At 42.8% G+C, this 23035-nt stretch carries 19 protein-coding genes; 9 read left to right on the top strand and 10 right to left on the bottom strand.

Annotation, left to right across the window (positions count from 1 at the left end; translation table 11 throughout):
- Position 1: 1 nt before the first annotated feature.
- Together T325_RS09785 and T325_RS09790 are read left to right on the top strand one after the other, a co-directional pair.
- A complete protein-coding gene (locus T325_RS09785; RefSeq protein ID WP_036913033.1) occupies positions 2–1552 on the top strand; it encodes a lipopolysaccharide biosynthesis protein in 1551 nt (516 codons plus the stop codon).
- Positions 1549–2727, top strand: a complete 1179-nt coding sequence (locus T325_RS09790) for a glycosyltransferase family 4 protein (RefSeq protein WP_036913036.1) — start codon at positions 1549–1551, stop codon at positions 2725–2727. Before T325_RS09785 ends, T325_RS09790 begins: the two co-directional genes overlap by 4 nt.
- Here T325_RS09790 and T325_RS09795 read toward each other — a convergent pair.
- The 4 genes from T325_RS09795 to T325_RS09810 are packed head-to-tail and all read right to left on the bottom strand — an operon-like array spanning position 2687 to position 6892.
- A complete protein-coding gene (locus tag T325_RS09795) occupies positions 2687–3532 on the bottom strand; it encodes a glycosyltransferase family 2 protein (protein ID WP_036913038.1) in 846 nt (281 codons plus the stop codon). The genes T325_RS09790 and T325_RS09795 overlap by 41 nt on opposite strands.
- A gap of 12 nt (positions 3533–3544) precedes the next feature.
- On the bottom strand, positions 3545–4681 hold the full coding sequence (locus tag T325_RS09800) for a glycosyltransferase family 4 protein (protein WP_036913041.1): 1137 nt from the start codon (positions 4679–4681) through the stop codon (positions 3545–3547).
- Positions 4682–4691: 10 nt separating this feature from the next.
- Positions 4692–5723: a glycosyltransferase family 2 protein gene (locus T325_RS09805; RefSeq protein WP_036913044.1), complete on the bottom strand. Its 1032-nt coding sequence runs from the start codon at positions 5721–5723 to the stop codon at positions 4692–4694.
- Between the two features lie 8 nt (positions 5724–5731).
- Complete coding sequence (locus T325_RS09810; protein ID WP_036913046.1) at positions 5732–6892, bottom strand: glycosyltransferase family 4 protein; 1161 nt, start codon at positions 6890–6892, stop codon at positions 5732–5734.
- Between the two features lie 85 nt (positions 6893–6977).
- On the opposite strand from T325_RS09810, the gene T325_RS09815 reads away from it, so the two are divergent.
- Positions 6978–7883 carry a glycosyltransferase family 2 protein gene (locus tag T325_RS09815; RefSeq protein ID WP_036913048.1) on the top strand — a complete coding sequence of 302 codons (906 nt, stop codon included), beginning with the start codon at positions 6978–6980 and terminating at the stop codon, positions 7881–7883.
- A gap of 4 nt (positions 7884–7887) precedes the next feature.
- Here T325_RS09815 and T325_RS09820 read toward each other — a convergent pair whose 3' ends face one another.
- A complete protein-coding gene (locus T325_RS09820) occupies positions 7888–9024 on the bottom strand; it encodes a glycosyltransferase family protein (protein WP_036913051.1) in 1137 nt (378 codons plus the stop codon).
- 11 nt (positions 9025–9035) lie between these two features.
- Entirely contained in the window at positions 9036–10169 is a 1134-nt protein-coding gene (gene glf / locus T325_RS09825; protein ID WP_036913054.1) for a UDP-galactopyranose mutase, read from the bottom strand.
- Positions 10170–10253: 84 nt separating this feature from the next.
- Here glf and T325_RS09830 point away from each other — a divergent pair, with 84 nt between their 5' ends.
- Positions 10254–10844, top strand: coding sequence for an acyltransferase (locus T325_RS09830; RefSeq protein WP_036913057.1), 591 nt, complete (start codon positions 10254–10256; stop codon positions 10842–10844).
- Here the strand turns inward: T325_RS09830 and T325_RS09835 are convergent.
- From T325_RS09835 to aspS, 3 genes are all read right to left on the bottom strand, one after another.
- Positions 10841–11182, bottom strand: a complete 342-nt coding sequence (locus T325_RS09835) for a hypothetical protein (protein ID WP_036913059.1) — start codon at positions 11180–11182, stop codon at positions 10841–10843. The genes T325_RS09830 and T325_RS09835 overlap by 4 nt on opposite strands.
- A 60-nt stretch (positions 11183–11242) precedes the next feature.
- Positions 11243–11557, bottom strand: a complete 315-nt coding sequence (locus tag T325_RS09840; RefSeq protein WP_036913684.1) for a winged helix-turn-helix domain-containing protein — start codon at positions 11555–11557, stop codon at positions 11243–11245.
- 167 nt (positions 11558–11724) lie between these two features.
- Positions 11725–13506: an aspartate--tRNA ligase gene (gene aspS / locus T325_RS09845; RefSeq protein WP_036913062.1), complete on the bottom strand. Its 1782-nt coding sequence runs from the start codon at positions 13504–13506 to the stop codon at positions 11725–11727.
- A 148-nt stretch (positions 13507–13654) separates the two neighbouring features.
- Here aspS and T325_RS09850 point away from each other — a divergent pair, with 148 nt between their 5' ends.
- Complete coding sequence (locus tag T325_RS09850) at positions 13655–14044, top strand: DUF1573 domain-containing protein (protein ID WP_036913065.1); 390 nt, start codon at positions 13655–13657, stop codon at positions 14042–14044.
- Positions 14045–14470: 426 nt separating this feature from the next.
- Here the strand turns inward: T325_RS09850 and T325_RS09855 are convergent, their stop codons facing one another.
- The gene (locus tag T325_RS09855; protein ID WP_036913067.1) at positions 14471–15649 is read right to left on the bottom strand and encodes a DUF3078 domain-containing protein; all 1179 of its coding nucleotides are present in this window, start codon (positions 15647–15649) and stop codon (positions 14471–14473) included.
- Between the two features lie 129 nt (positions 15650–15778).
- Between T325_RS09855 and yidC the strand changes: the two genes are divergently transcribed.
- The 4 genes from yidC to T325_RS09875 all read left to right on the top strand — a co-directional run bounded on the left by yidC (position 15779) and on the right by T325_RS09875 (position 23029).
- Entirely contained in the window at positions 15779–17665 is a 1887-nt protein-coding gene (gene yidC / locus T325_RS09860) for a membrane protein insertase YidC (RefSeq protein WP_036913069.1), read from the top strand.
- Positions 17666–17669: 4 nt separating this feature from the next.
- Entirely contained in the window at positions 17670–19832 is a 2163-nt protein-coding gene (locus tag T325_RS09865; RefSeq protein ID WP_036913071.1) for a dipeptidyl-peptidase Dpp5, read from the top strand.
- Positions 19833–19932: 100 nt separating this feature from the next.
- The gene (locus T325_RS09870) at positions 19933–21555 is read left to right on the top strand and encodes an MFS transporter (protein WP_036913073.1); all 1623 of its coding nucleotides are present in this window, start codon (positions 19933–19935) and stop codon (positions 21553–21555) included.
- Positions 21556–21562: 7 nt separating this feature from the next.
- Positions 21563–23029, top strand: coding sequence for a DUF1846 domain-containing protein (locus tag T325_RS09875; RefSeq protein WP_036913075.1), 1467 nt, complete (start codon positions 21563–21565; stop codon positions 23027–23029).
- The last annotated feature ends 6 nt before the right edge of the window (positions 23030–23035 follow it).

Consider the following 23035-nt stretch of genomic DNA (forward strand, 5'->3'; position numbering starts at 1 on the left):
TATGGCAGAAAGAGTACACAAGAGTCTATTGAATGCAAAAGTAGGAATCATATTCTACTTTACGTCTATCATTATGACATTCTTCTCACGCCGTATTTTTCTGGACAACCTGGGCGCTGACTTTATCGGACTCACTGGTACTATCTCAAGTATTCTCGGTTTTCTTAATATTACGGAAGTGGGTATTGCCACAAGTATCGGATATTTCTTATACAAGCCTCTTGCAAATAGAGATCAGGATACTATAAACGAAATCGTCTCACTCTTTGGGTGGTTATACCGTATTGTTGGAACTATCATTCTATGTGGAGGTATTATAATCAGCCTGTTTTTTCCCTTTGTTTTCTCAAATTCGGGGATGCCTCTAGGAATCATCTTTTTCATGACATATTCATTTCTTGGTTCCGATGTGATAGGCTATTACTTCAATTACCGTCATATCCTATTGGACAGCGATCAAAAGACATACAAATACACGATATGGATACAGACAGGGGGAATAGTTAAGACTATTGTTCAGATATTATTAGCATACTACTATAAGAATTACTATATATTTGTAGGAGTCGAATTCGTCTTCTGCCTGTTTATATGCTGGGCGGTTAATTATGTAATTGACAAAGAGTATCCATGGCTTCAAAGTGACAAAAGCAAAGGTAAACTCATCTTAAAACGATATCCAGAGATACTCAAGAAAACGAAACAAGTCTTTATTCATCGTATGAAGAATTTCTTTCTTTCTAAAAGCGATGAAATACTTGTTTTCGCATTCGAATCACTACGCATGGTTACATGTTTCGGTAACTACATGATGATTGTCGGCAGACTAACTGGCTTATTCAATACAGTTTTTACAGGAATGAATGCCAGTATTGGCAATCTTGTCGCAGAAGGAAATCAAAGGAACATCAGAAAGGTCTTCTGGGAGTTCGCAACCTTTAGATATTGGATTACTGGTATTTTTATCATAGTCTTAACATTTATAATCAATCCATTTATTGGGTGGTGGCTTGGCCCACAATATATCTTAAAAGACCATATTGTTTTCTTGGTTCTACTCAACATGTACATCATGCTCACGCGTCCTTCCGTTGACTTATTTATTAATGCATACGGACTATATGATGATGTATGGGCTGCCTATACAGAAGGAGCAATAAACCTAATAATCACACTCGTTATAGGATACTTTTACGGACTTATCGGTATTTTATTAGGTAAAACTATTAGTATGATATTACTTGTAGTAATCTGGAAACCATATTTTCTATACAGACATGGTTTCAAACAACATGTCGCAAAATACTGGCGCCATATTATTATTCACTATTTGATACTTCTTTTATGCCTTGCAGGCAATTACTTCCTTGCATTGGCGCTCTCACAAAAAGCAGAATTCACACTCATCAGTATTCTTCTATATGCAATCTGCATCTCCCTTCCCATCATCATATTATACACAGTATTTGTGTATCTATTTACCCCAGGCATGAAAGACCTTGGCAATAGAGTCCCTGTTATTTCCAAGATTCAAAACAAACTACTCAGATGAAAATAGTATATTTATTAAAATCATTTGCTGCTAAAGGCGGAGAAGAAAGAGTGATGGCAGACAAGATGAATTATCTTGCCGAACATGGCCATGAAATAACATTGATAACATCAGAACAGGGGCAACACGAACTAGTATTTCCTTTGCATCATTCCATCAATCACGTTGACCTTGACACCCGTTTCTTTACTATTACCAATCTGCCGCTATTAAAGAAGCTTCATTCCCTGCATCTCATGCGGAATATATATATTAGGCGTTTGACCGCTATTTTAAACGAACTGCGTCCTGACATCATGACATCTACAATTATTCCACTTAAGAACATACGCCTAACAACTCGTGCATGTAAAGCTACAGGTATTCCTCTTATATTAGAATCACATTTGGCATTCAAGGCAACTATTAAACAAAATGATTTTTCTAAAAAATCAGCAAAATGGTACCTGGCAAAGTTCTATGATATATGGAATCTTCGTCCATTACGTCATTGCAGCCAACTTGTAGCACTGACTAAGGGAGATGCAGACAATTGGAGAAGATATTGCAAGAATGTTATAGTAATACCTAACCCAGTAACTCATATACCTGATCAAATTGATGACGTTGAGAAGATTCCTAGTCGTATTATAGCCGTAGGCAGACTTCATGCTCAGAAAGGATTTGACTTGCTTATAGAAGCATTCAGCCTCATTGCGTCCAAGATACCCAATTGGTATATTGATATCTACGGACAGGGAATTGATAGGGATCTGCTTAGAGACCTGATTGATAAGAAGGGCCTTATCGGACGTGTTAACTTGAAGGGAGTTTCCAATTCTATCTATGATGAATACAAAAAGAGTCAATTCCTTGTACTTAGCTCCCGTTACGAAGGTTTCGGCTTGGTTTTAATTGAAGCTATGTCTTGTGGAATTCCGTGTGCAGCATTTCGATGTGAATATGGTCCTGAAGACATCATCTCTGACGGCTCAGATGGTTTGCTAATAAAGGATGGTGACATCAAAGAGCTCGCAAGGAAGATATTATGGTTGGCAACTCACTCTCAAGATTGTGCGAAAATGGGAAGTGAAGCAAGAAAAAAGGCTCTTTTATTCAATATGGATGCAATCATGAAAAGATGGATTGAGTTGTTCAATGCACAATATTATCATCATTATCCTCATAATGATTAGCTCTATAGAACAAACGTGTTATTCCTTTCATTTGCACCTTAATATGTTTCAAGAAACTTTGCCATAGAGGCTCCTGTCCCATAGTACCATAGCCCGTTATAGCCCGACACCGTCTATCGCGAACAAATACAATTCTACCATATTTCTTAAGATTAAAAGCCATTGAGCCATCTTCTCCACGAATAATATCAACACGATATGGCTCCTGGCGTCCATAGTCGGCATTATATGCAAAGACTAAGCCTCTAACACTTAATTCCGGTCTTTTAAAATGTTGAATCCATAGAAACAGATCACGAGTTAACTCATATATCTTCAAACCTAGCTTAGAATGATTTGAATCAGGGAAATAACTCCATGTAGCTGAAACACAAGCGACTCCAGGTTTCAATAGCTGCTCAAGCATTACCTCATAATAGTATGGAGGATAGATAGTATCACTATCGACATCAAAATAAAAGCGTCCTTTTGAATGTTGGAGGCCACAGCGACGAGCATACCCACAGGAGTGCTGATACTCTCTATAATAGGGGATTCCCGATTTTTCAAAAATTTCTGCCGTTCGATCCTTAGAATTATTATCAACTCCTATAATCTCCAGCGGATACTTGCATTTAATCTCACTAATAGCCCACAGGCACGCTTGAAGATGAGTTTCTTCATTATATCCGATCACGACTACAGATGCTAATGGTTGGTCGCTCTGTAAAGCAGCTAAACGCTCACGAGTTCCATCAATAATTTCCTGGGGAACTTCACTAAACGGCTTGCCATAAATGGACAAATACTTATCATACCATGCCATATCTATATCGTTTTAAAGTGATTCAAACAATTCTATCCAACGATGCATAACTTGATCTCTTGAGAACATGCCAGCTCTAGCAATCGCAGCCTGCCCCATTGATTCACGAACATCTCTATTCTCTATAAGATAACAGATTTTCTCTGCCATTTTCCGAACATCACCAGCCTCAACCAGATAACCACTCACACCATCTTCAATAATATCCCGAGGGCCACAAGGACATGCAAATGAAACAACTGGCAAACCTGTTCCCATAGCCTCAACTAACACTAAGCCAAAGCCTTCATATCGTGAACTTAAAACATAGATACTGCTTTCTGAATATTTCTCATAGACATGATCCACTGACTTATGACAGGTCACTGATGATGATAAACATAATTCATCTGCCAATTTCTGATATGAAATATTGTCTCCACTACCATATATATCCAAGTGCCAATCAGGGTGACGAGCACTCACAATTTTCCATGCATCTATCAACATATCAAAGCCTTTCTGCCAAGAATATCTACCAACTGCGACAACCCTTTTAGACGACAAATCCGACTTTAGAGAAGTATTAGAAAACACGAAATTAGGAATCACAACCAGATTAGTCAGCTCTGGCCAATTCTTGGAATCTTCTTTCGTCAAAACAACAAAACGGTCAAGGCGCTTAAGCTGCTTTATCAAACTACCTGCCCATAAATTACTAATCCACTCATTTATTAATTTAGGAAAGAAGGGCTTTTCAAATCTTCTATAAAAAGGACGTGCGAAATGTATCTCTGCGACTTTCTTACTTCCGTCTTTAATATTATTAATAAAATTGATTTCACGGCGACAAATTGAAACTGTAATATCCGGACGGACTTTCATCAGATAGTCTGTAAACATCTGTCTGAACTTACGCTGTTTCAACCAATAAAACAAGACTTTCTTATATATAGGCATAACATCCAACTCATCGAAGTTGATGTCAAAGTTGACCCATTTAACCTTGGGATTGATATCATAAAACCATGGAGCACCAGCCTTCTCCGTCAAAATCATATAAAGATCGTAGTTCGTATGCTCTGCCAGATAATTAATTTTCTGGCTAAGGATTGCTCCCATTCCGTTGGGAGATAAAAGGCCTCCCACAAAATACACTATTTTTTTCATATGTCTCCGTTTATATGACTTTCTTTATTTTCCCTGCTATACGAACAAAAGGCACGAACAAAGAGTTTGGTATATGAGATAATGTCCAAAGCGCCAGATTACCCATCAACCTGCCACGACGGCATATAATGTCAGAAAACTTTAATGGCATCTGCATTAACTGTCTTAGTTCCGAATTTGAGATTATCGGGTGTATTATTGACTGATGCTTCAGGACATAACATACTACATAGAAACTATTCATTCCCAAATTATAATTCATGTAAGGGACATAAGAATGACCTCGTAGAACTCCCAACTTATCTTTAAGATAATTGACTACAGATGCGTTCTTAAGTATTTCTTCCTTGTGCAATGTTTTACGCTCTTGGAAATGAGAAAGTGAATCCGGACGACATATATAATAATAGGTAATTTCGGGCAATAGAATGGCACGACGAACTTTAGTAACCATCTCATATGTAAAAGCCATATCTTCCCAGAAAATTGCATCAACAAAATGCAGATGGGCATCACGAAGAGTTGATATTTTCATCAAGCAATTACATACAGAGATTCTAAATGTTGAATAGTTTTTAAAGGCATACATTGCAAGCCCATCAGGTTCTGTAAACAGCATATAAGGATAAACAGATTGAACTGACGGGCTCTTATCAATGACATCTATTCTTTCCCAAGACCCATATACAATTTCTGCATCAATCTTTTGGGCATGATCAAACAACAACTGAATAGTATCAGACATTATTATATCATCAGAGTCAAGGAAAAAGAGATAATTACCTCTTGCTTCATCAAGTATTCTGTTTCTTGCGACTCCTATGCCGTAATTCTTTTCATGACGAAGAATACGGATGTCCTTACCGCGAGGATGTTCCTTCTGCAATCGTTCAACCACATCCATTGAGCCATCTCCTCCACAATCATCCAGAACCAAGAACTCAATGTTTGGGAATGTCTGCGAAAGAGCTGATTCCATTGTCTTTTCAATGTAACCAGCAGCCCGATAAACTGGAATTCCTATAGTTACTTCGTATTGCATCCTCGTTTCTATTCTTCAGATACTGCTTTATCAAATAATCTTCTCCAACGTTCAGCAATTTCATCCATCTGGAACCGATGTACATCAACCAACGCGCATGATGACATGTTATGTCGCATGATCTCATCAGACATCAGCTTTCTCATCGATTCTGCCAATTTCTCAACACTGCCAGATGGGACCAATATACCATTTTCCATGTGTCGGACAATATCCTTAGGGCCGCATGGACAATCGAAAGAGATGACAGGAAGACCACAAGCCATTGCTTCGATAAGAACCATACCAAAGCCCTCAAAGCGAGAACTAAATACAAACAAAGAACTATTCAAGTACTCATGCTTAATATCATCGGTTGGACCACATAAGTGACACCGGTTAGTATCTATCTTGAGATCTTCCATCAATTTCTCATAAGCAGAACGATCACCCATGCCATAAATTGCCAATGACCAATCCGGCATTTGTTTCTCAACCTTTGACCATGCTTGCAACAACAGGTCAAATCCCTTTTGATAGACATAACGACCAACAGCGATAATACGCTTATTGGTTAATGGGCTCACTTCATCTATATCAAAAGCTAAAGGATTTGGAATTGAAACTACATTATTCAGTTCCGACCATGCAGACTTGTCTTCTTCAGTCAGAACGACAAAACAGTCTAGATGCTTAAGATGAGACACAAGACTTTTCATCCAGAACTTTGCGAAGATATTCTTGAAAACATTAGAATTCTCTACCTCAAAATTGCGATAGTTATTACGATTGACATGGAGTTCACCAATCTTCTTACTGCCATCACGAATACTGGTCAGAAAATTAATCTCACGTCGCAAAAGACTAATGGTTATATCAGGGCGGATACGCATCAGTTCAGCAGTCAGTCTTTTCCTGTATATTCTCTGCTTCTTCAAATAGACATATATCTTCCTTGCGAATGAGCAGTTCCACAGTTCTTCAAAGTTGATATCAAGATTAATAACCTTGATTTTATCAGACAAGGGATAGAATAATGCTTTATCTTTACCTTCCGTCAGAATAATAGTGATATCATACCCATCATGCTCTGCAAAATAGTTGGCTTTGAGTGTTAATACACGTTCAACCCCTCCAGCCATATACAAGGCTGGTGTACAATACACTATTCTCAGAGGCTTGTCATCCATAATGTCTCATATTTTATGCAAATATACTGAGATTATTTGGAAAAATCAAATTTAATCCTTATTTTTGCACCAAGAATGAAGAAAAATGATAAAAGTCAGCGTCATACTCCCAATATATAATGTTGCACCTTATCTGGACGATGCATTCCAATCTCTTATCAATCAATCGTTAAAAGAGATTGAAATCATCGCCGTTAATGATGGTTCTACCGATGATAGCGAAGAAATCATAAAAAAATATGCAGGACAGGACGCTCGTATCAGTTTCTATAGTCAGACAAATCAAGGTCAGTCCGTTGCCCGCAATCTTGCTTTACAACATGCCAGTGGAGAATATATCTATATGATGGACTCCGACGATATTTTAGCAGATAGAGAAGCGTTAAGGATCTGTTACGATTATGCAGAGGACAACCATGCTGACTTTATCTTCTTTGATGGCAATATCATACAAGAAGAAGGAGCAGCTCCCCTTACATGGAACTATCAAAGGACACAAGAATGGGAAGAAAACAAAGCCATTATAGGGGAAAATTTATTAAATAGAATGTTAGACATTAGCAAACACAACTGTGTAGTATGGCTTCTTCTAATTAAACATGACTATCTCAAACGGATTGGGCTCAGCTTTTATCCAGGAATTATCCATGAAGACGAGCTCTTCACCACAAAGTTAACTTTACAAAGCAATAATATATATTGTCTAAAAAAGAGTTTCGTCAATCATCGTGTCAGGTCTGTTTCTACTATGGGGAAGCATTATTCAAAAAGAAATATAAACTGTTATCTGACCGTCATTGATGAACTCTTAAGATGGCAAAAGAGTCCAATAATCCACAAATTTGCAAAATACACCTTGAGCAAGGTTTTCTATACTGGGCACATCATACCTTTCAAAGATAAATTCAGTGTATTTGGAAGAGCATTAAGATCTGGCTATATAAAATATATCGGAATCAAATCTTGTATGGTTTTTTGGCTAAAGCGATAAAAAATCAGGCCTCTTCAACAACACGTTTCATCTGAATCTTCCAACTTAAATTTTCTACAGTCTTACGTATCTCCTGGGGAGCGAATTTGTTATGATCAATAAAATCAAGAATCTCCTGGATGTTGATAGGGCTCTCGTCTGGAGAGGCTTTTATAATATAAGGTTTATCATCAAAATCACTATCAGTCTCAGAATAAATAAATGGAATTCCACGGGTGGCATACTCGCGATTCTTTAATGTCTTGATTATCTTAATACCTGAACGATGACGGGCCAGACTACCTACAGCAAAGCAACATTGATTGAAGACACGATTAAGTTCTTCACCAAACAACTGACCATGGAAAAATACTTTATCTCGAATACCGTAACGATCCATTAACTCAACAAAACCTGGAGCGTGCATCGAGTCGTACATCTCACTTTTCCATACTCCGCCAACAATATGGAAGAAAATTGATCTTGGTTTGGAGGTATTCTTATAGTATTCTCCCATTCCTGCTATCAGACGGTCAAAGCCATGCCAATAATGAACTTCTGCGACTCCAATCAAATGAATTGCTCCGTCACTTAAAGGATGGTAATCATGCAAAGGTATACTATCGAAATCAACACCATTGCTAATTCGGATAGTACGCTGTCCAAATATCTGTTCTGCATCAGAAAATGTCACTATAGCATCCATCTGCTTAGAAAGACGATTTCTGAACAGTTGGTCAATTTTCAAATTCACACGTGTTATAAATGGAAAGCCAACGAACTCTGCATCATAAGGATAGGTAGGAATCTCGGTCACAGTTTTGATGCCCAATTTCCTTAACCTTTTAAACAGCCTTATCAACCATGGATTGGCATTCTGGAAACAGCGAGCATATACAAGGTGAACGCCATTGAGTTTACAATACTCATAAATACATTCATAATCAATACGCTGACGAAGTCCGGCAAAGAGGCCCTTTCCATAATCTTCAATAACCTCGTCGTCAATATATCGACATTTATGACCATTCTCGGCATAGCCATAGTAGCAGAGGTGGACTTCATAACCATTCTCACGAAGTCCCTTCACTTGGTGGTGGATTTTCTTACTAATACCGCTGACTTCTGAAAAGCCATGATAAACGAGGAAAAGAATCTTCATTTACAACCTATCTATTCAAACAGCCCCATCACTTTTTCAACAATAGGAGCCATGTCGTAATATTTATACTCTGCAAGGCGCCCACCAAGAATCAGGTTGGGTTCTTGTTCTGCCAAATCACGATATTGCTGATAGAGCGACATGTTACGTTCGTCGTTGACACTGTAATAGGGTTCCATACCCTCTTTCCACTCCGTAGAGTATTCACGGGAGATAATAGTCTTGGGGCATTTATATACATCGTCACCAAACATCTCGAAATGCTTGTGTTCGATGATACGGGTGTAGGGGATTTCGGCATCGGTGAAGTTCATGACAGCATTACCCTGATAGTTGGGCAAATCAAGGATTTCTTCCTCAAAACGAACAGTACGGAACTCTAACTTACCAAAGCGATAGTCATAAAACTCATCGAGTTTACCAGTATAAAGAATCTTGTCAGCGATAGACTCCCAATGCTGGCGATCATCGAAGAAGTCAGAGTTCAACCTGGTCTCTACCCCTTCAAGCAAACCATCAATAAGTTTATTATATCCCCCCATAGGAATACCCTGGAAGCGATCATTAAAATAGTTATTGTCATAGATGAAGCGAACGGGCAGACGCTTGATAATAAAAGCGGGAAGTTCGCTGCACTTACGTCCCCATTGCTTTTCTGTATATCCTTTTATAAGGATCTCATAAATATCCTTTCCAATCAACACCTGAGCCTGTTCCTCAAGGTTACGGGGTTCTGTAGCGCCATCGGCCCGCATCCTCGCAAGCGCCTCCTGACGCTGTTCCTCTATCTTTGCCTGAGCTTCTGCTGGTGTAAGAACTCCCCACATCTGATAGAAGGTATTCATGTTGAAAGGCAGGTTGTACTGCTTACCTTTATAATTGGCGATGGGCGAGTTGGTATAGCGATTAAACTCAACTATAGAATTCACGAAATCCCACACCTTTTTGTTTGATGTATGAAAAATATGAGCACCATATTTATGAACATTGATGCCTTCGATATTCTCGCAATAGATGTTTCCTCCAAGATGGTTGCGTTTATCAATGACCAGACAACGCTTGCCCTGACGATGAGCCATATAAGCAAACGTAGCGCCATAAATACCTGCTCCAACAATAAGATAATCGTAATGTTTGTCCATCATTCACAGATTTTTCTGCAAAATTAGAGAAAAATTTGCTAATATACAAAATAATTCGTACTTTTGTAGTCATAAATAACAAAAGCGATGAATAACGAAGCCATCAGAGAAATGTTTAAGAAGAATCCGAAATGGAAGAATTTCATTGATTGGATTATCATGAATCAGGTGGAGACAAGGCCACGTTGGTTTATCAGGATATTATCACCTCTCTACCAGCATCGTGGCAAACATTCCGTGATTCATAGTTCTGTCAGGATGGACACCCCACCTTATAGAAAGTTCTCGCTTGGCGACTATTCAGTAATTGAATCATTTGCTTGTATTAACAATGCTGTTGGAGATGTAATCATTGGCAATTACACGAGGATAGGATTACACAATACCATTATCGGCCCTGTGACCATTGGTCATCATGTAAATTTAGCGCAGGGCATCACAGTAACTGCCCTTAATCATAAATTTGAGAATCCAGACATAAGAATTGACGAACAGGGTGTATCGACAAAACCCGTTGTCATAGGAAATGACATCTGGGTTGGAGCTAATGCCGTTATTCTTCCTGGCATAACTATAGGAGACCACTCTGTCATAGCTGCAGGGGCGATTGTCACCAAAGATGTCCCTCCCCACTCTCTCGTAGCAGGAATCCCCGCCAAGGTCATAAAACAAATCTAAGAATCAAATAAATTCAAGGAGAGGTCAACAGCAGGCTTCTCCTCTTTGTTCTCCTGTTGACGGGATTCGCTAAACTCTATCATAAGTTGGCGGGCATCGGAATTATTCTGAGTATTCAATCGATAACAGCCACGTTTGCCAGTAGCCTCAACCAGAGAGAGAGAAGACTTGGAGTTTTTCAGAAGGTATTGCTGAACATAGGCACGGATTTCATCCAAATCAGGAGTAAAAAACAGGCTTGAATTACAATTATAGATATGCTTGGCCAACAACTGCACGCTGATGCCCTTATCACCGACCTCCATAAGAATGTCTAATATCTGCCTGTCGTATATCATTCTATTAAAAAAGGCCGGTAAAAGCGATTACCGACCTTCTTTTATTGTACGTTAATTGTCTTATGCCAATGTAACTTTCTCTCCGTCGTTAGCAAGCTTGCCCTCCTTAAAGAGCCATCCAAGTCCGAGAAGAGTCTCTTCCTCAGAAATCTTTGCAGCTTTAGCAATCTCCTTTACGGTGAGAGCCTTACCTGCTGCAGCCAGTGCCTGATAAACATCTCCTGCCTTGAAACCTATATTCTCAGCATTCACTGCGAGAACAGACTTTGCTGCAGCCTTCTTAGGAGCTGCGGCTTTCTTCACGGTTGCGGTTTTCTTAGCTGCGGCTGCCTTTGTATCAGTAGCCTTCTTAGCTGTTGTTTTCTTTTCTGCCATAGTTCTTAATAATTTATTCTTTATTGAGTTATTTATCTCTCTCATCTTTTCGAGTGCAAAAATAGCACTATTAATTCAGACAAGTTATTGATATTTAAGTTTTTTTGGCAGAACACAGCTTATTCTTGACGAATATCAAGCGGCGAACGAAGCAAGTACAGTGAAATTCATTCACTGTCTTGCGAGGAGGAGCTAGAACGAAGTTCAATCGAAAGGTTCAGCTCTTCTAACTGCTTAGGATCAAGTTCTCCAGGAGCGTCAAGCATCACGTCGCGACCACTGTTATTCTTCGGGAAGGCAATGCAGTCACGAATGCTATCGAGACCAGCCATGAGACTTACGAAACGATCGAGACCGAAGGCCAATCCTGCGTGAGGAGGTGCTCCATACTTAAAGGCATTAATCAGGAAGCCGAACTGTGCCATCGCACGCTCGGGGGTGAAGCCCAGAATCTGGAACATCTTTTCCTGCAGCTTTCCATCGTGGATACGCAGTGAACCTCCACCAACTTCGACACCATTGCAAACAAAGTCGTAAGCTACGGCACGGACCTTAGCAGGATCAGTATCCAACAGAGGAATATCATCAGGATTAGGCATCGTAAACGGATGGTGAGTAGCCATCAGGCGCTGTTCCTCATCGCTCCACTCAAAGAGTGGAAAGTCGACAATCCAGAGACATACGAACTTATCCTTATCGCGAAGACCAAGACGATCACCCATCTCCAGACGAAGTGTACAAAGCTGAACACGGGTCTTATTAGCATTGTCGCCACTAAGAATCAGCACGAGATCACCATCCTTGGCACCACATGCCTCCTTAACCTTAGCCCAAACCTCAGGTGTATAGAACTTATCGATAGATGACTTAACAGTACCGTCCTCGTTGAACTTGACATAAACCAAGCCCTTAGCACCTACCTGAGGACGCTTTACAAACTCGGTAAGTTCATCGAGCTGCTTACGAGAATAGTTAGCGCAACCAGGCACGCAGATACCTCCGATATAGGTAGCCTCATTGAAAACAGGGAAAGTGCCTGTGCCCTTGAGCTGGTCCATCAGCTCAACAAACTCCATGCCGAAACGCAAATCGGGCTTATCACTACCGAAGCGACGCATAGCCTCATGCCATGTCATACGCTGGAGTGCAGGCAGTTCGATACCACGAACCTCCTTGAACAGATGACGAGCGAGATCCTCGAAAATCTGGAGTACATCCTCCTGATCAACAAACGACATCTCACAGTCAATCTGTGTGAACTCAGGCTGACGGTCGGCACGTAGGTCCTCATCACGGAAGCACTTGGCAATCTGGAAGTAGCGGTCGAAACCACTAACCATCAGCAACTGCTTCAGGGTCTGAGGTGACTGTGGCAATGCATAGAACTGACCTGGATTCATACGAGAGGGGACTACAAAGTCACGAGCTCCCTCTGGAGTAGAACCAATCAATATAGGAGTCTCAACCTCAATAAACTCCTTAGAGTCCAAGAAGTTACGAATCAGGATGGTCATACGATGACGCAGTTCAAGGTTTTTGCGAACAGCATTACGACGCAAGTCGAGATAACGATACTTCATACGGATGTCATCGCCTCCGTCAGTGTTATCCTCAATAGTAAACGGCGGTGTAAGGCTTTCACTCAGCACATTCAGTTCCTTGACCAGTATCTCGATATCACCTGTAGGCATCTTAGGATTCTTACTCTGACGCTCGCTAACCTCACCCTTTACCTGAATACAGAATTCACGACCAAGCTTGTTGGCTCGCTCACACAAAGCCGCATCATCTGCCTCGTTGAAAACCAACTGAGTCAATCCGTAACGGTCACGCAGGTCGACGAATGTCATGCCACCCATCTTACGACTACGCTGAACCCAACCTGCAAGTGTTACAACACTACCTGCATCGGAGAGACGGAGCTCTCCACAAGTCTTACTTCTATACATATTTATTATTCTTTTATTCCTTTTGAGGTGCAAAGGTACGAATAAGCGAGTAAAAAACCAAAAAAAGATGAAAAAAAAGTGTCCTTAGTGTCCTTAGTTAATTAAAATGCTTATCTTTGCATCAGAAATTAACAAAGAACACTTGAATATGAAAAAGATTGCATTGATGACTTTACTGCTGATGTGCGGCCTGACGGTTGCCTTGGCACAGAAACCCGCCGAGATTAAGTTCGACAAACTGACCCACGACTTCGGAACCTTTTCCGAAAGCAGTCCTGTTGTGACCTATACATTCACCTATACCAATGTAGGCGAGTCGCCTTTGATTATCAATCAGGCTGTAGCCAGCTGTGGATGCACCGTTCCAGAGTACACCAAGACACCCATCAAGCCAGGTGAGAAGGGTCAGATCAAAGTGACCTATAATGGTACAGGTAAATTCCCTGGGCATTTCAAGAAATCTATCACCGTTCGCACCAACGGCGTCGTTGAGATGACCCGCCTCTATATTGAAGGAGAAATGACTGAAGCAAAATAACCACTCAGGCCTCATACGCATATGAGGCGCACAGATGGTTTTGTCTATAGTAAAACAACTTGTTTTACTTTCTAAAGTATCGTCTTTTACATAGAAAAAGATAGTCTTTTCAAAGGTAAAACAAGTTGTTTTACTTTTTTGCATGACGTCTATTAAGCGTATAATCCTTATTCTCAAACATTTAAAGGCCTACTTTCAAGGCGTGAAGGTAAGTGACAGATAACAAGAAACCATCACCCGCCTTAGACATCAGTATATCAGGCTGTTACAACAAGAAGTGACAGATTCGCAAAAAAACACCGAATAAAAAAGAAAAAAATTATATCTATAGAAAAAGTTAGTCGTAAGGAAACTATGAGTTATATTACGACAAACCCATAGTTTCCTTACGACTAACTAGTAGTTACCTATATAACAAAACAAGAATTAGAAGTTATAGGTAAATCCCACCGATGAATACTCCTTGAACTGGAGATAGCCAAGATCGTCATCCTTAGCTCCGGCATCGTCGAAACGTGGGAAGAGGAACAAGTTGGCAGAGATATATTTCGAAACACGCAGTTCAAAGGTGTTTTCCCACTCAATCTCAGCACGCTTATAAGAAGTGAAGGCATAGAAGCGCGACTTCCACGTTACAACATCATTCATCTTCCAGACAAGATCGGCCGTCACTTGCGAACCGAAATCAAGAAGCGAGTGCTTGCCCTCTTTCAAACCATAACTTGGTCCAAGAGCAAGACGCCCCACATAACGATAGTTCACTGCAAGGGGCGACAGGTTGACCGTTCCTGTCAGTTTCTTATTTTTCGACTCTACCTTGTAGTCCATACCAAGACCGATATTCAGATTAAAAGGCGACATAAAATCAGAATAGGTTTTGGCATCATTTGATTTCAAGCCTCGAGTGAACTGTGTATAAGTGAGCAATTGGAGAGTATAATACCAATTTTTGGTAGCTTCAAGTCCCACCTTACTTGTAAAACGCAAGAGGTCTTCATTTGACTTGAACTTGTGAAGAGAGTCCGTACGAGAACGCAGGAAACCGAGTTTCATCTCCAGCTTATTATCCCACTTCCATTTATTCTTATTGTCATAGTTGGCTTCTAGCGTCAAAGAGCCGACCGCAGAGTAGTTCGACTCACCACCCTTATACCAGTTGCCAGAAACATAGTTCTGCATGAACTGCAGGAAGCCATCGCCTTTTTTTGTCCAGAAATTAGGTTTCTGCACCATTACGTCGGTAGGCACATCCTCTGGCATATCGAATATAGGTTCTTCAACCTTCTCAACCAATTCCACCTTATTCTCTATAGGAGCATCTACATCCTTACGGATTTCTCCAGACTTCTGAAGCTCTGTTTCTGTGGTGCTAACCAGATCTGGGCGATTCAGATAAATATTCAACAACGCAGCGTCAACAGCATCAGCCACAGCATCCTTACCTGTATCATTAGAGGCTATGTCCAATGTTTTATCAGCTACATTGTGGTAGAACGTCATCGGTGCAAACAGGCGATAATATCGTCCGTCGACACTGTCGTTTGGCTGGGCGGCCTTTACGCTGAGCGCAAAAATTGCCGCGATGAATAATATGTTTTTTCTCATAACTGGTGGCAAAGATACAAAATTTATAATAGATTTCGCAGAATTAGCAGATTTTTTTGTACCTTTGCACCTTGATTTATTGTGAACTTTAATTAATAAAGCAAATATAAAAAATAAAAATAAACAGAAATGAACAAAGACACTATCATCGGCTTTGTGCTTATTGCGCTGGTTCTCATCGGCTTCAGCTGGTATAATCAGCCATCGGCAGAGGAAATTGAAGCCGCACGCAAACAAGACAGTATTGCAACAGCCATCAAGGATAACGCTGCCAAAAAGCAGCAAGCTGAAGAGGCTGCACAAAAAGCTCAGGCTGAGACAGACGCAAAAGGAGACTCAACGGCACTCTTCTACTCAGCGCTCAACGGCACCGCCCAGCCTGTCGTGCTGAAAAACGACAAGGTAGAACTGACCTTCAACACCAAAGGCGGAACTATCAGCAAAGCCGTCATCAAGGGCTTTGAGGATCGTGACAACAAGATGGATGTGACACTTTTCGACGAGAAGACACAGAAGATGAACTTCATGCTCGCAGGAAAGTCTGAGAATATCATCACCCAGGATTTATATTTCACACCATCTAACGTAACCGACTCTACCGTGACGATGACCGCTCAGGCTGGCAATGGTGGCAGCATCATATTCAACTATATACTAGGACAGGACTATATGCTCCACTTCACTTTGCAGGTTAATGGTCTGAATGGCATGTTCGCTCCTAACTATAAGGAGATAGACGTTGAATGGACAGACTTGATTCGTCAGCAGGAGAAAGGCTTTACTTTTGAGAACCGCTACTCTACCCTGACCTATAAGGAGAAGAAGGGCAGCACAGACTATCTGAGTGAGACTTCTGAGAAAATCGACGAGAAGATTGATGAGCAACTCGACTGGGTAGCCTTCAAGAACCAGTTCTTCTCTGCTGCCTTGATTGCCAAAGACGAGTTCGCAGCTAATTCTCTGATGACCAGCATCCCTCAGCAGAAGGGCTCAGGCTATCTGAAGCAGTTTAATGCTAAGATGAAAACCGCATTCGACCCCTCAGGCATGCGCCCGTCAGAATTTGAAATGTATATTGGTCCTAACGATTTCCGACTGATTAAGGATGTTGAGGAACAGAGTACTTTTGGAAAGGATCTCGATCTGGAGCAGTTGGTATATCTCGGATGGCCTTTGTTCCGTTATATCAACCGTTTCTTCACGATCTACGTGTTTGACTGGCTCACGTCATGGGGCTTCTCAATGGGTATCGTACTGATTCTGATTACCCTGTTGCTGAAGGCTATTACCTTCCCAATGGTGAAGAAAAGCTACATGTCATCTGCCAAGATGCGTGTGCTGAAACCGAAACTCGACGAGGCCACCAAACAGTATGACAAGCCAGAGGATCAGATGAAAAAGCAGCAGGCCATGATGCAGATGTATTCTCAGTATGGCGTATCACCCCTGAGCGGCTGTCTGCCTATGCTGATTCAGATGCCAATCTGGATTGCGATGTTCAACTTCGTACCAAACGCTATCCAGTTGCGCCGTCAGTCTTTCCTTTGGATCGATGACCTTTCAACCTACGATCCTATCGTGGAATGGAGCACCCATATCTGGGGTATTGGCGACCATCTGTCGTTGACCTGTATTCTCTTCTGTGTGGCCAACGTGCTCTACAGCTACATGACCATGCGCCAGCAGCGCGACCAGATGGTGGGTCAGCAAGCCGAGCAGATGAAGATGATGCAGTGGATGATGTACCTCATGCCCCTCTTCATGTTCTACCTGCTTAACGACTACTCTTCTGGTCTGAACTTCTACTACTTCATCTCGCTGTTCCTCTCGGCAGCCATCATGTGGGTGCTCCGCAAGACGACCAACGACGAGAAGTTACTTGCCATTCTGGAAGCCAACTATCAGAAAAACAAGAATAATCCTTCAAAGAAAACAAGCGGACTAGCTGCGCGCCTTGAAGCCATGCAGAAGCAGGCAGAGGAAATGCAGCGTCAGCGTATGAATCAAAAGCGATAACGGTATGAAGAAGCTAACAACCATTGTTGCCTTAGTAGCTCTGATGCTGCCAGGTAGCGTAAATGCAGATAACGACGTGAAAATCGGAAAGCAGAATATCAAACTCGAGAGCGACCTGATGACCCCAGAGGCACTATGGGCCATGGGACGAATCGGAGCTGCCGAGGCAAATGCCGACGGTAGCAAGATTGTCTATCAGGTAGGTTATTATAGCGTAAAGGCCAACAAGAGCCAACAGAAGATTGCCATCATCAATGCTGATGGCACTGGAAACACAACGCTGACCACAGGCTCTAAAAGCGAGACCGATCCCACTTGGTTCCAAGGCAAGATAGCCTTCCTCTCCGGAGGCCAGATTTGGACAATGAACGCTGATGGTTCTGACCGCAAGCAGATTTCCAAGACAAGCAAAGATATCGAGGGCTTTAAGTTCTCACCAGATGGCAGCAAAGTCATTCTGCTTCACAGCCTCGACTTCAATGAGATTATCAAGAAGAATCCTGAGGATCTTCCAAAGGCATCAGGCCGTCTGGTGACAGACCTGATGTATCGCCATTGGGATCACTATGTGGAGAGCATTCAGCACCCATTCGTGGCAGAAGTGACAGAGGACGGTATCAAGGACGGCATCGACATACTGGAAGGCGAACCTTTCGAATGCCCGATGGAGCCGTTTGGCGGTATTGAGCAGTTAGCCTGGAGCCCAGACTCTAAATCAATTGCCTATACCTGTAGAAAGAAGACTGGCAGAGCATATGCCATTTCTACCGATTCAGACATCTACCTATATAATATAGGTACGCGTGAGACAAAGAATCTCTGTAAGCCCGCTGATTATGTGGAGCCAGAACTGGATCCTACAAAGACCATGAAGTATCAGAAGGTTAATGCAGAAGAAAATCTCGTTAACAATGTCGGTTACGACCAGAATCCTCAGTTCTCACCCGATGGCAAGTATGTGGCTTGGACCTCGATGAAGCGAGATGGTTACGAGGCCGACCGCAACCGACTGTGTATGTACAACTTAGCTACTGGCGAGAAGAAATACATGACAGAGAGCTTTGACTCTAACGTCGATGCTTTCGTATGGGCTAAGCCAAAAGACAAAGACGCACAGTTCTATTTCATCGGCGTATGGCACGGTTGCGTGAATATGTATGCTGTTGATAAAAAAGGAAGTATCAAACAACTGACAGAAGACTGGGCTGACTGGGTAAGCATCGCTCACGCCAACAACGGCAATAAGTTGCTCGCCATCCGTCAGAGCATCTCTGCGCCTAACGACATCTACATTGTCACACCTGGCAAGAAGCAGACTGACGTTCAGCAGATCACTTTCGAGAACAAGCATATCACAGACCAACTTTCTTTTGGTAAGGTACAACAGCGCTGGGTGAAGACAAGCGACGGCAAGGACATGCTGACATGGATTATCCTGCCTTCAAACTTCGACCCCAACAAGAAATACCCCACCCTGCTCTTCTGTGAAGGAGGTCCTCAGAGTCCTGTGTCTCAGTTCTGGAGCTATCGCTGGAACTTCCAGATCATGGCTGCCAACGGTTATGTTGTAGTAGCCCCCAACCGTCGTGGTCTGCCAGGTTTCGGACAGGAGTGGCTTGAAGAAATCAGCGGCGACTGGACAGGTCAGTGCATGAAGGATTATCTTGCAGCCATCGACGATGCGGCAAAGAATCTACCTTATGTCGACAAGGATAAGCTGGGTGCTGTGGGCGCCTCATTCGGTGGGTTCAGTGTCTACTACTTGGCTGGTCATCACGACAAGCGTTTCAAAGCTTTCATCTCTCACGATGGCGCCTTCAATCTCGAGTCGATGTATACAGACACAGAAGAGGTGTTCTTCTCTAACTGGGAATATGATGATGCCTTCTGGAACAAGGATCAGACAGCTAATGCCACTCGCACCTACAACTATTCTCCACATAAGTTCGTAGACAAGTGGGACACACCTATCCTCTGTATCCATGGCGAGAAAGACTATCGCATCGTCTACAATCAGGGTATGGGCGCATTTAACGCCGCCCGTCTGCGTGGAATCCCAGCTGAACTGCTGATATTCCCCGACGAGAACCACTGGGTACTGAAACCCCAGAATGGTGTACTCTGGCAGCGCACATTCTTCAACTGGCTCGACCGTTGGTTGAAATAAAACGGAGGTATACTCCGAGTAGACCCATACTTTACCCGGAGTAAAATGAGACTTTAGTCGGAGTAAACATATAGAAGCAAAATACAAAGAAATTAGAATAATGACTCAAGCAATTCAAAAAACATTACGCGACTCCGCTGGAATGAGGTGGACCGCTTTGCTGCTGCTCGCTATGGCGATGTTCTGCAGCTACATCTTCATGGATATCCTCTCACCTATCAAGGACCTGATGCAGGAGACTCGCGGATGGGACTCTACGGCATTCGGAACCATGCAGGGTTCAGAGGTATTCCTCAACGTGTTCGTGTTCTTCCTCATTTTCGCAGGTATCATTCTCGACAAGATGGGTGTACGTTTCACTGCTGTGCTTTCTGCTGCTGTGATGGTAGTCGGAGCCTGCGTAAAATGGTATGCCGTGAGCGAGAGCTTCATGGGTACAGGACTCGAGACTTGGTTTAACAACAATCTGAACTATATCCCTGTCTTCGACGAATTGGGCGTATCGCCTTTCTATGAGGGTATGCCAGCATCAGCCAAGTTTGCTGCCTGTGGATTCATGATCTTCGGTTGCGGCTGCGAGATGGCTGGTATCACCGTTTCAAGAGGAATCGTGAAGTGGTTCAAGGGGCGCGAGATGGCTCTGGCCATGGGATCGGAGATGGCGCTGGCCCGTCTGGGTGTTGCCACATGTATGATTTTCTCGCCGTTCTTCGCCCGTTTGGGTGGCGAGGTGAGCGTTAGTCGTAGCGTTGCCTTTGGCGTAGTGTTGATGTGTATCGCCCTGATCATGACCATCGTCTACTTCTTCATGGATCAGAAGCTCGACAGCCAGACTGGCGAGGCAGAAGAGAAGGACGACCCGTTCAAAATCTCAGACCTTGGAAAGATTCTGACCGATACAGGATTCTGGATTGTAGCTTTACTCTGTGTACTCTACTATTCTGCCATCTTCCCATTCCAGAAATACGCCGTGAACATGCTTCAGTGCAATCTGACACTAACAGCTCCCGACGCCGATTCATTCTGGGCTTCGTCGAGTGTGACCATCATACAGTACATCATCATGTTGATTGTTGCCGCCGCTGGTTTCGCCAGCAATTTCCAGAAAAAGGCTAATCTGAAATATGGTCTTCTCGGTCTTTCAATCGTGGCACTCATTACTTACTGTTATATGGGTTACATGCGTCAGTCGGCTGAGAGTATCTTTGCTGTCTTCCCACTGCTCGCAGTACTGATTACTCCAATCCTTGGCAGCTATCTCGACCATCACGGTAAGGCGGCTTCGATGCTTGTCTTGGGTAGCATTCTGCTGATTGCCTGTCACCTGACATTCGCTTTCGTACTTCCTTTGTTCAAGGGCAATGCTGTTGGCGGCATCATCATTGCCTATACCACCATCCTTGTGCTGGGTGCTTCATTCTCATTGGTTCCTGCCTCATTGTGGCCATCAGTACCCAAGTTGGTTGATGCCAAGGTGATTGGCTCTGCCTATGCCCTGATCTTCTGGATTCAGAACATCGGTCTTTGGCTGTTCCCTCTGCTCATCGGCAAAGTGCTCGACAAGACGAATCCTGGTGTTACTGATCCCACACACTTCAACTATACCGCACCACTTGTGATGCTCGCATCGCTGGGTGTAGCCGCTTTGATTCTCGGCTTCGTACTGAAAGTTGTGGATCGCAAGAAAGGAATTGGACTGGAATTACCCAACATAACCGAATAAGACAACAATGAAGAAGATAGGTTTCGATAACGATAAATACCTCAAGATACAATCTGAGCATATCAAAGAACGTATTGCCCAGTTTGACGGTAAACTGTATATGGAGTTAGGTGGCAAGCTCTTCGACGACCACCACGCTTCACGTGTGTTGCCAGGCTTTAAGCCCGATTCAAAGCTCCGCATGTTGGCCCAGCTGCGCGACAGCATCGAGATTCTTATCGTGATTAGCGCTGAGGACATCGAAAAAAATAAAATACGTGCCGACCTGGGAATCACCTACGACGAAGACGTACTCCGTCTGCGCGATGAGTTCATGAGTCGCAACTTCATGGTAGGTAGCGTCGTCATCACCCACTATAACGGACAGCATGCCGCCGATCAGTTCCGTCACCGTCTGGAGCGCGAGGGTATCAAATCTTATATCCACTACCCCATTGACGGATATCCACATAACGTGGAGCTCATTGCTTCCGATGAGGGCTTTGGCAAAAACGACTATGTGGAGACCACTCGTCCACTCGTTATCGTAACTGCGCCAGGTCCTGGTAGCGGCAAGATGGCAACCTGTCTCTCACAACTATACAATGAGAACAAGCGCGGCATCCGTGCAGGTTATGCGAAATTCGAGACCTTCCCAGTATGGAGTCTGCCATTGAAGCATCCTGTCAACATTGCCTACGAGGCTGCGACTGCCGACCTCAACGATGTGAACATGATTGACCCCTTCCATCTTGAAGCCTATGGCAAGACTGCCGTTAACTATAATCGCGACATTGAAATCTTCCCTGTACTGAATGCGCTCTTTGAGGGCATCTATGGCGAGAATCCCTACAAGTCGCCTACAGATATGGGTGTTAACATGATTGGTTTCTGCATCAGCGACGACGAAGTATGTTGTAAGGCTTCAAAAGATGAAATCATCCGCCGTTTCTACGATGCAACCAACAAGATGGCTGATGGAGCAGACAACGAAAGTGAGGTGAACAAAATCCGTATGCTCTTCAACCAGGCAAAGATCACTACTGCTTTCCGTCCTGTTACAACAGCTGCCTACGAAAAGAAACTGGAAACAGGACTTCAGGCAGCAGCCATCGAACTTGAAGATGGCACCATCATTACAGCCAAGTCAACACCACTTCTGGGTTGTAGCGCTGCCCTTCTGCTTAATGCGACCAAATATCTGGCAGAAATCGACCATGAGGCGAAGCTTATTCCACAGAGTCTTATCGAACCCGTTCAGAAGACGAAGATTGAGTATCTGGGCGGAAAGAATCCTCGCTTGCATACCGATGAGGTTCTTGTAGCCCTAAGTGTACTTTCAACCCATGACGAGAACTGTCGCAAGGCATTAGCTCAGCTTCCGAAGCTACGTGATTGTCAAGTACACACTACAGTAATGCTCTCAGAAGTAGACCGTAAGATCTTCAAGAAACTTGGCTGCAACCTAACCTGCGATCCCATTAAAAAGAAATAGTAAGAA

The organism is Prevotella sp. FD3004, from assembly GCF_000746155.1.
In the GTDB taxonomy this organism is placed as follows: domain Bacteria; phylum Bacteroidota; class Bacteroidia; order Bacteroidales; family Bacteroidaceae; genus Prevotella.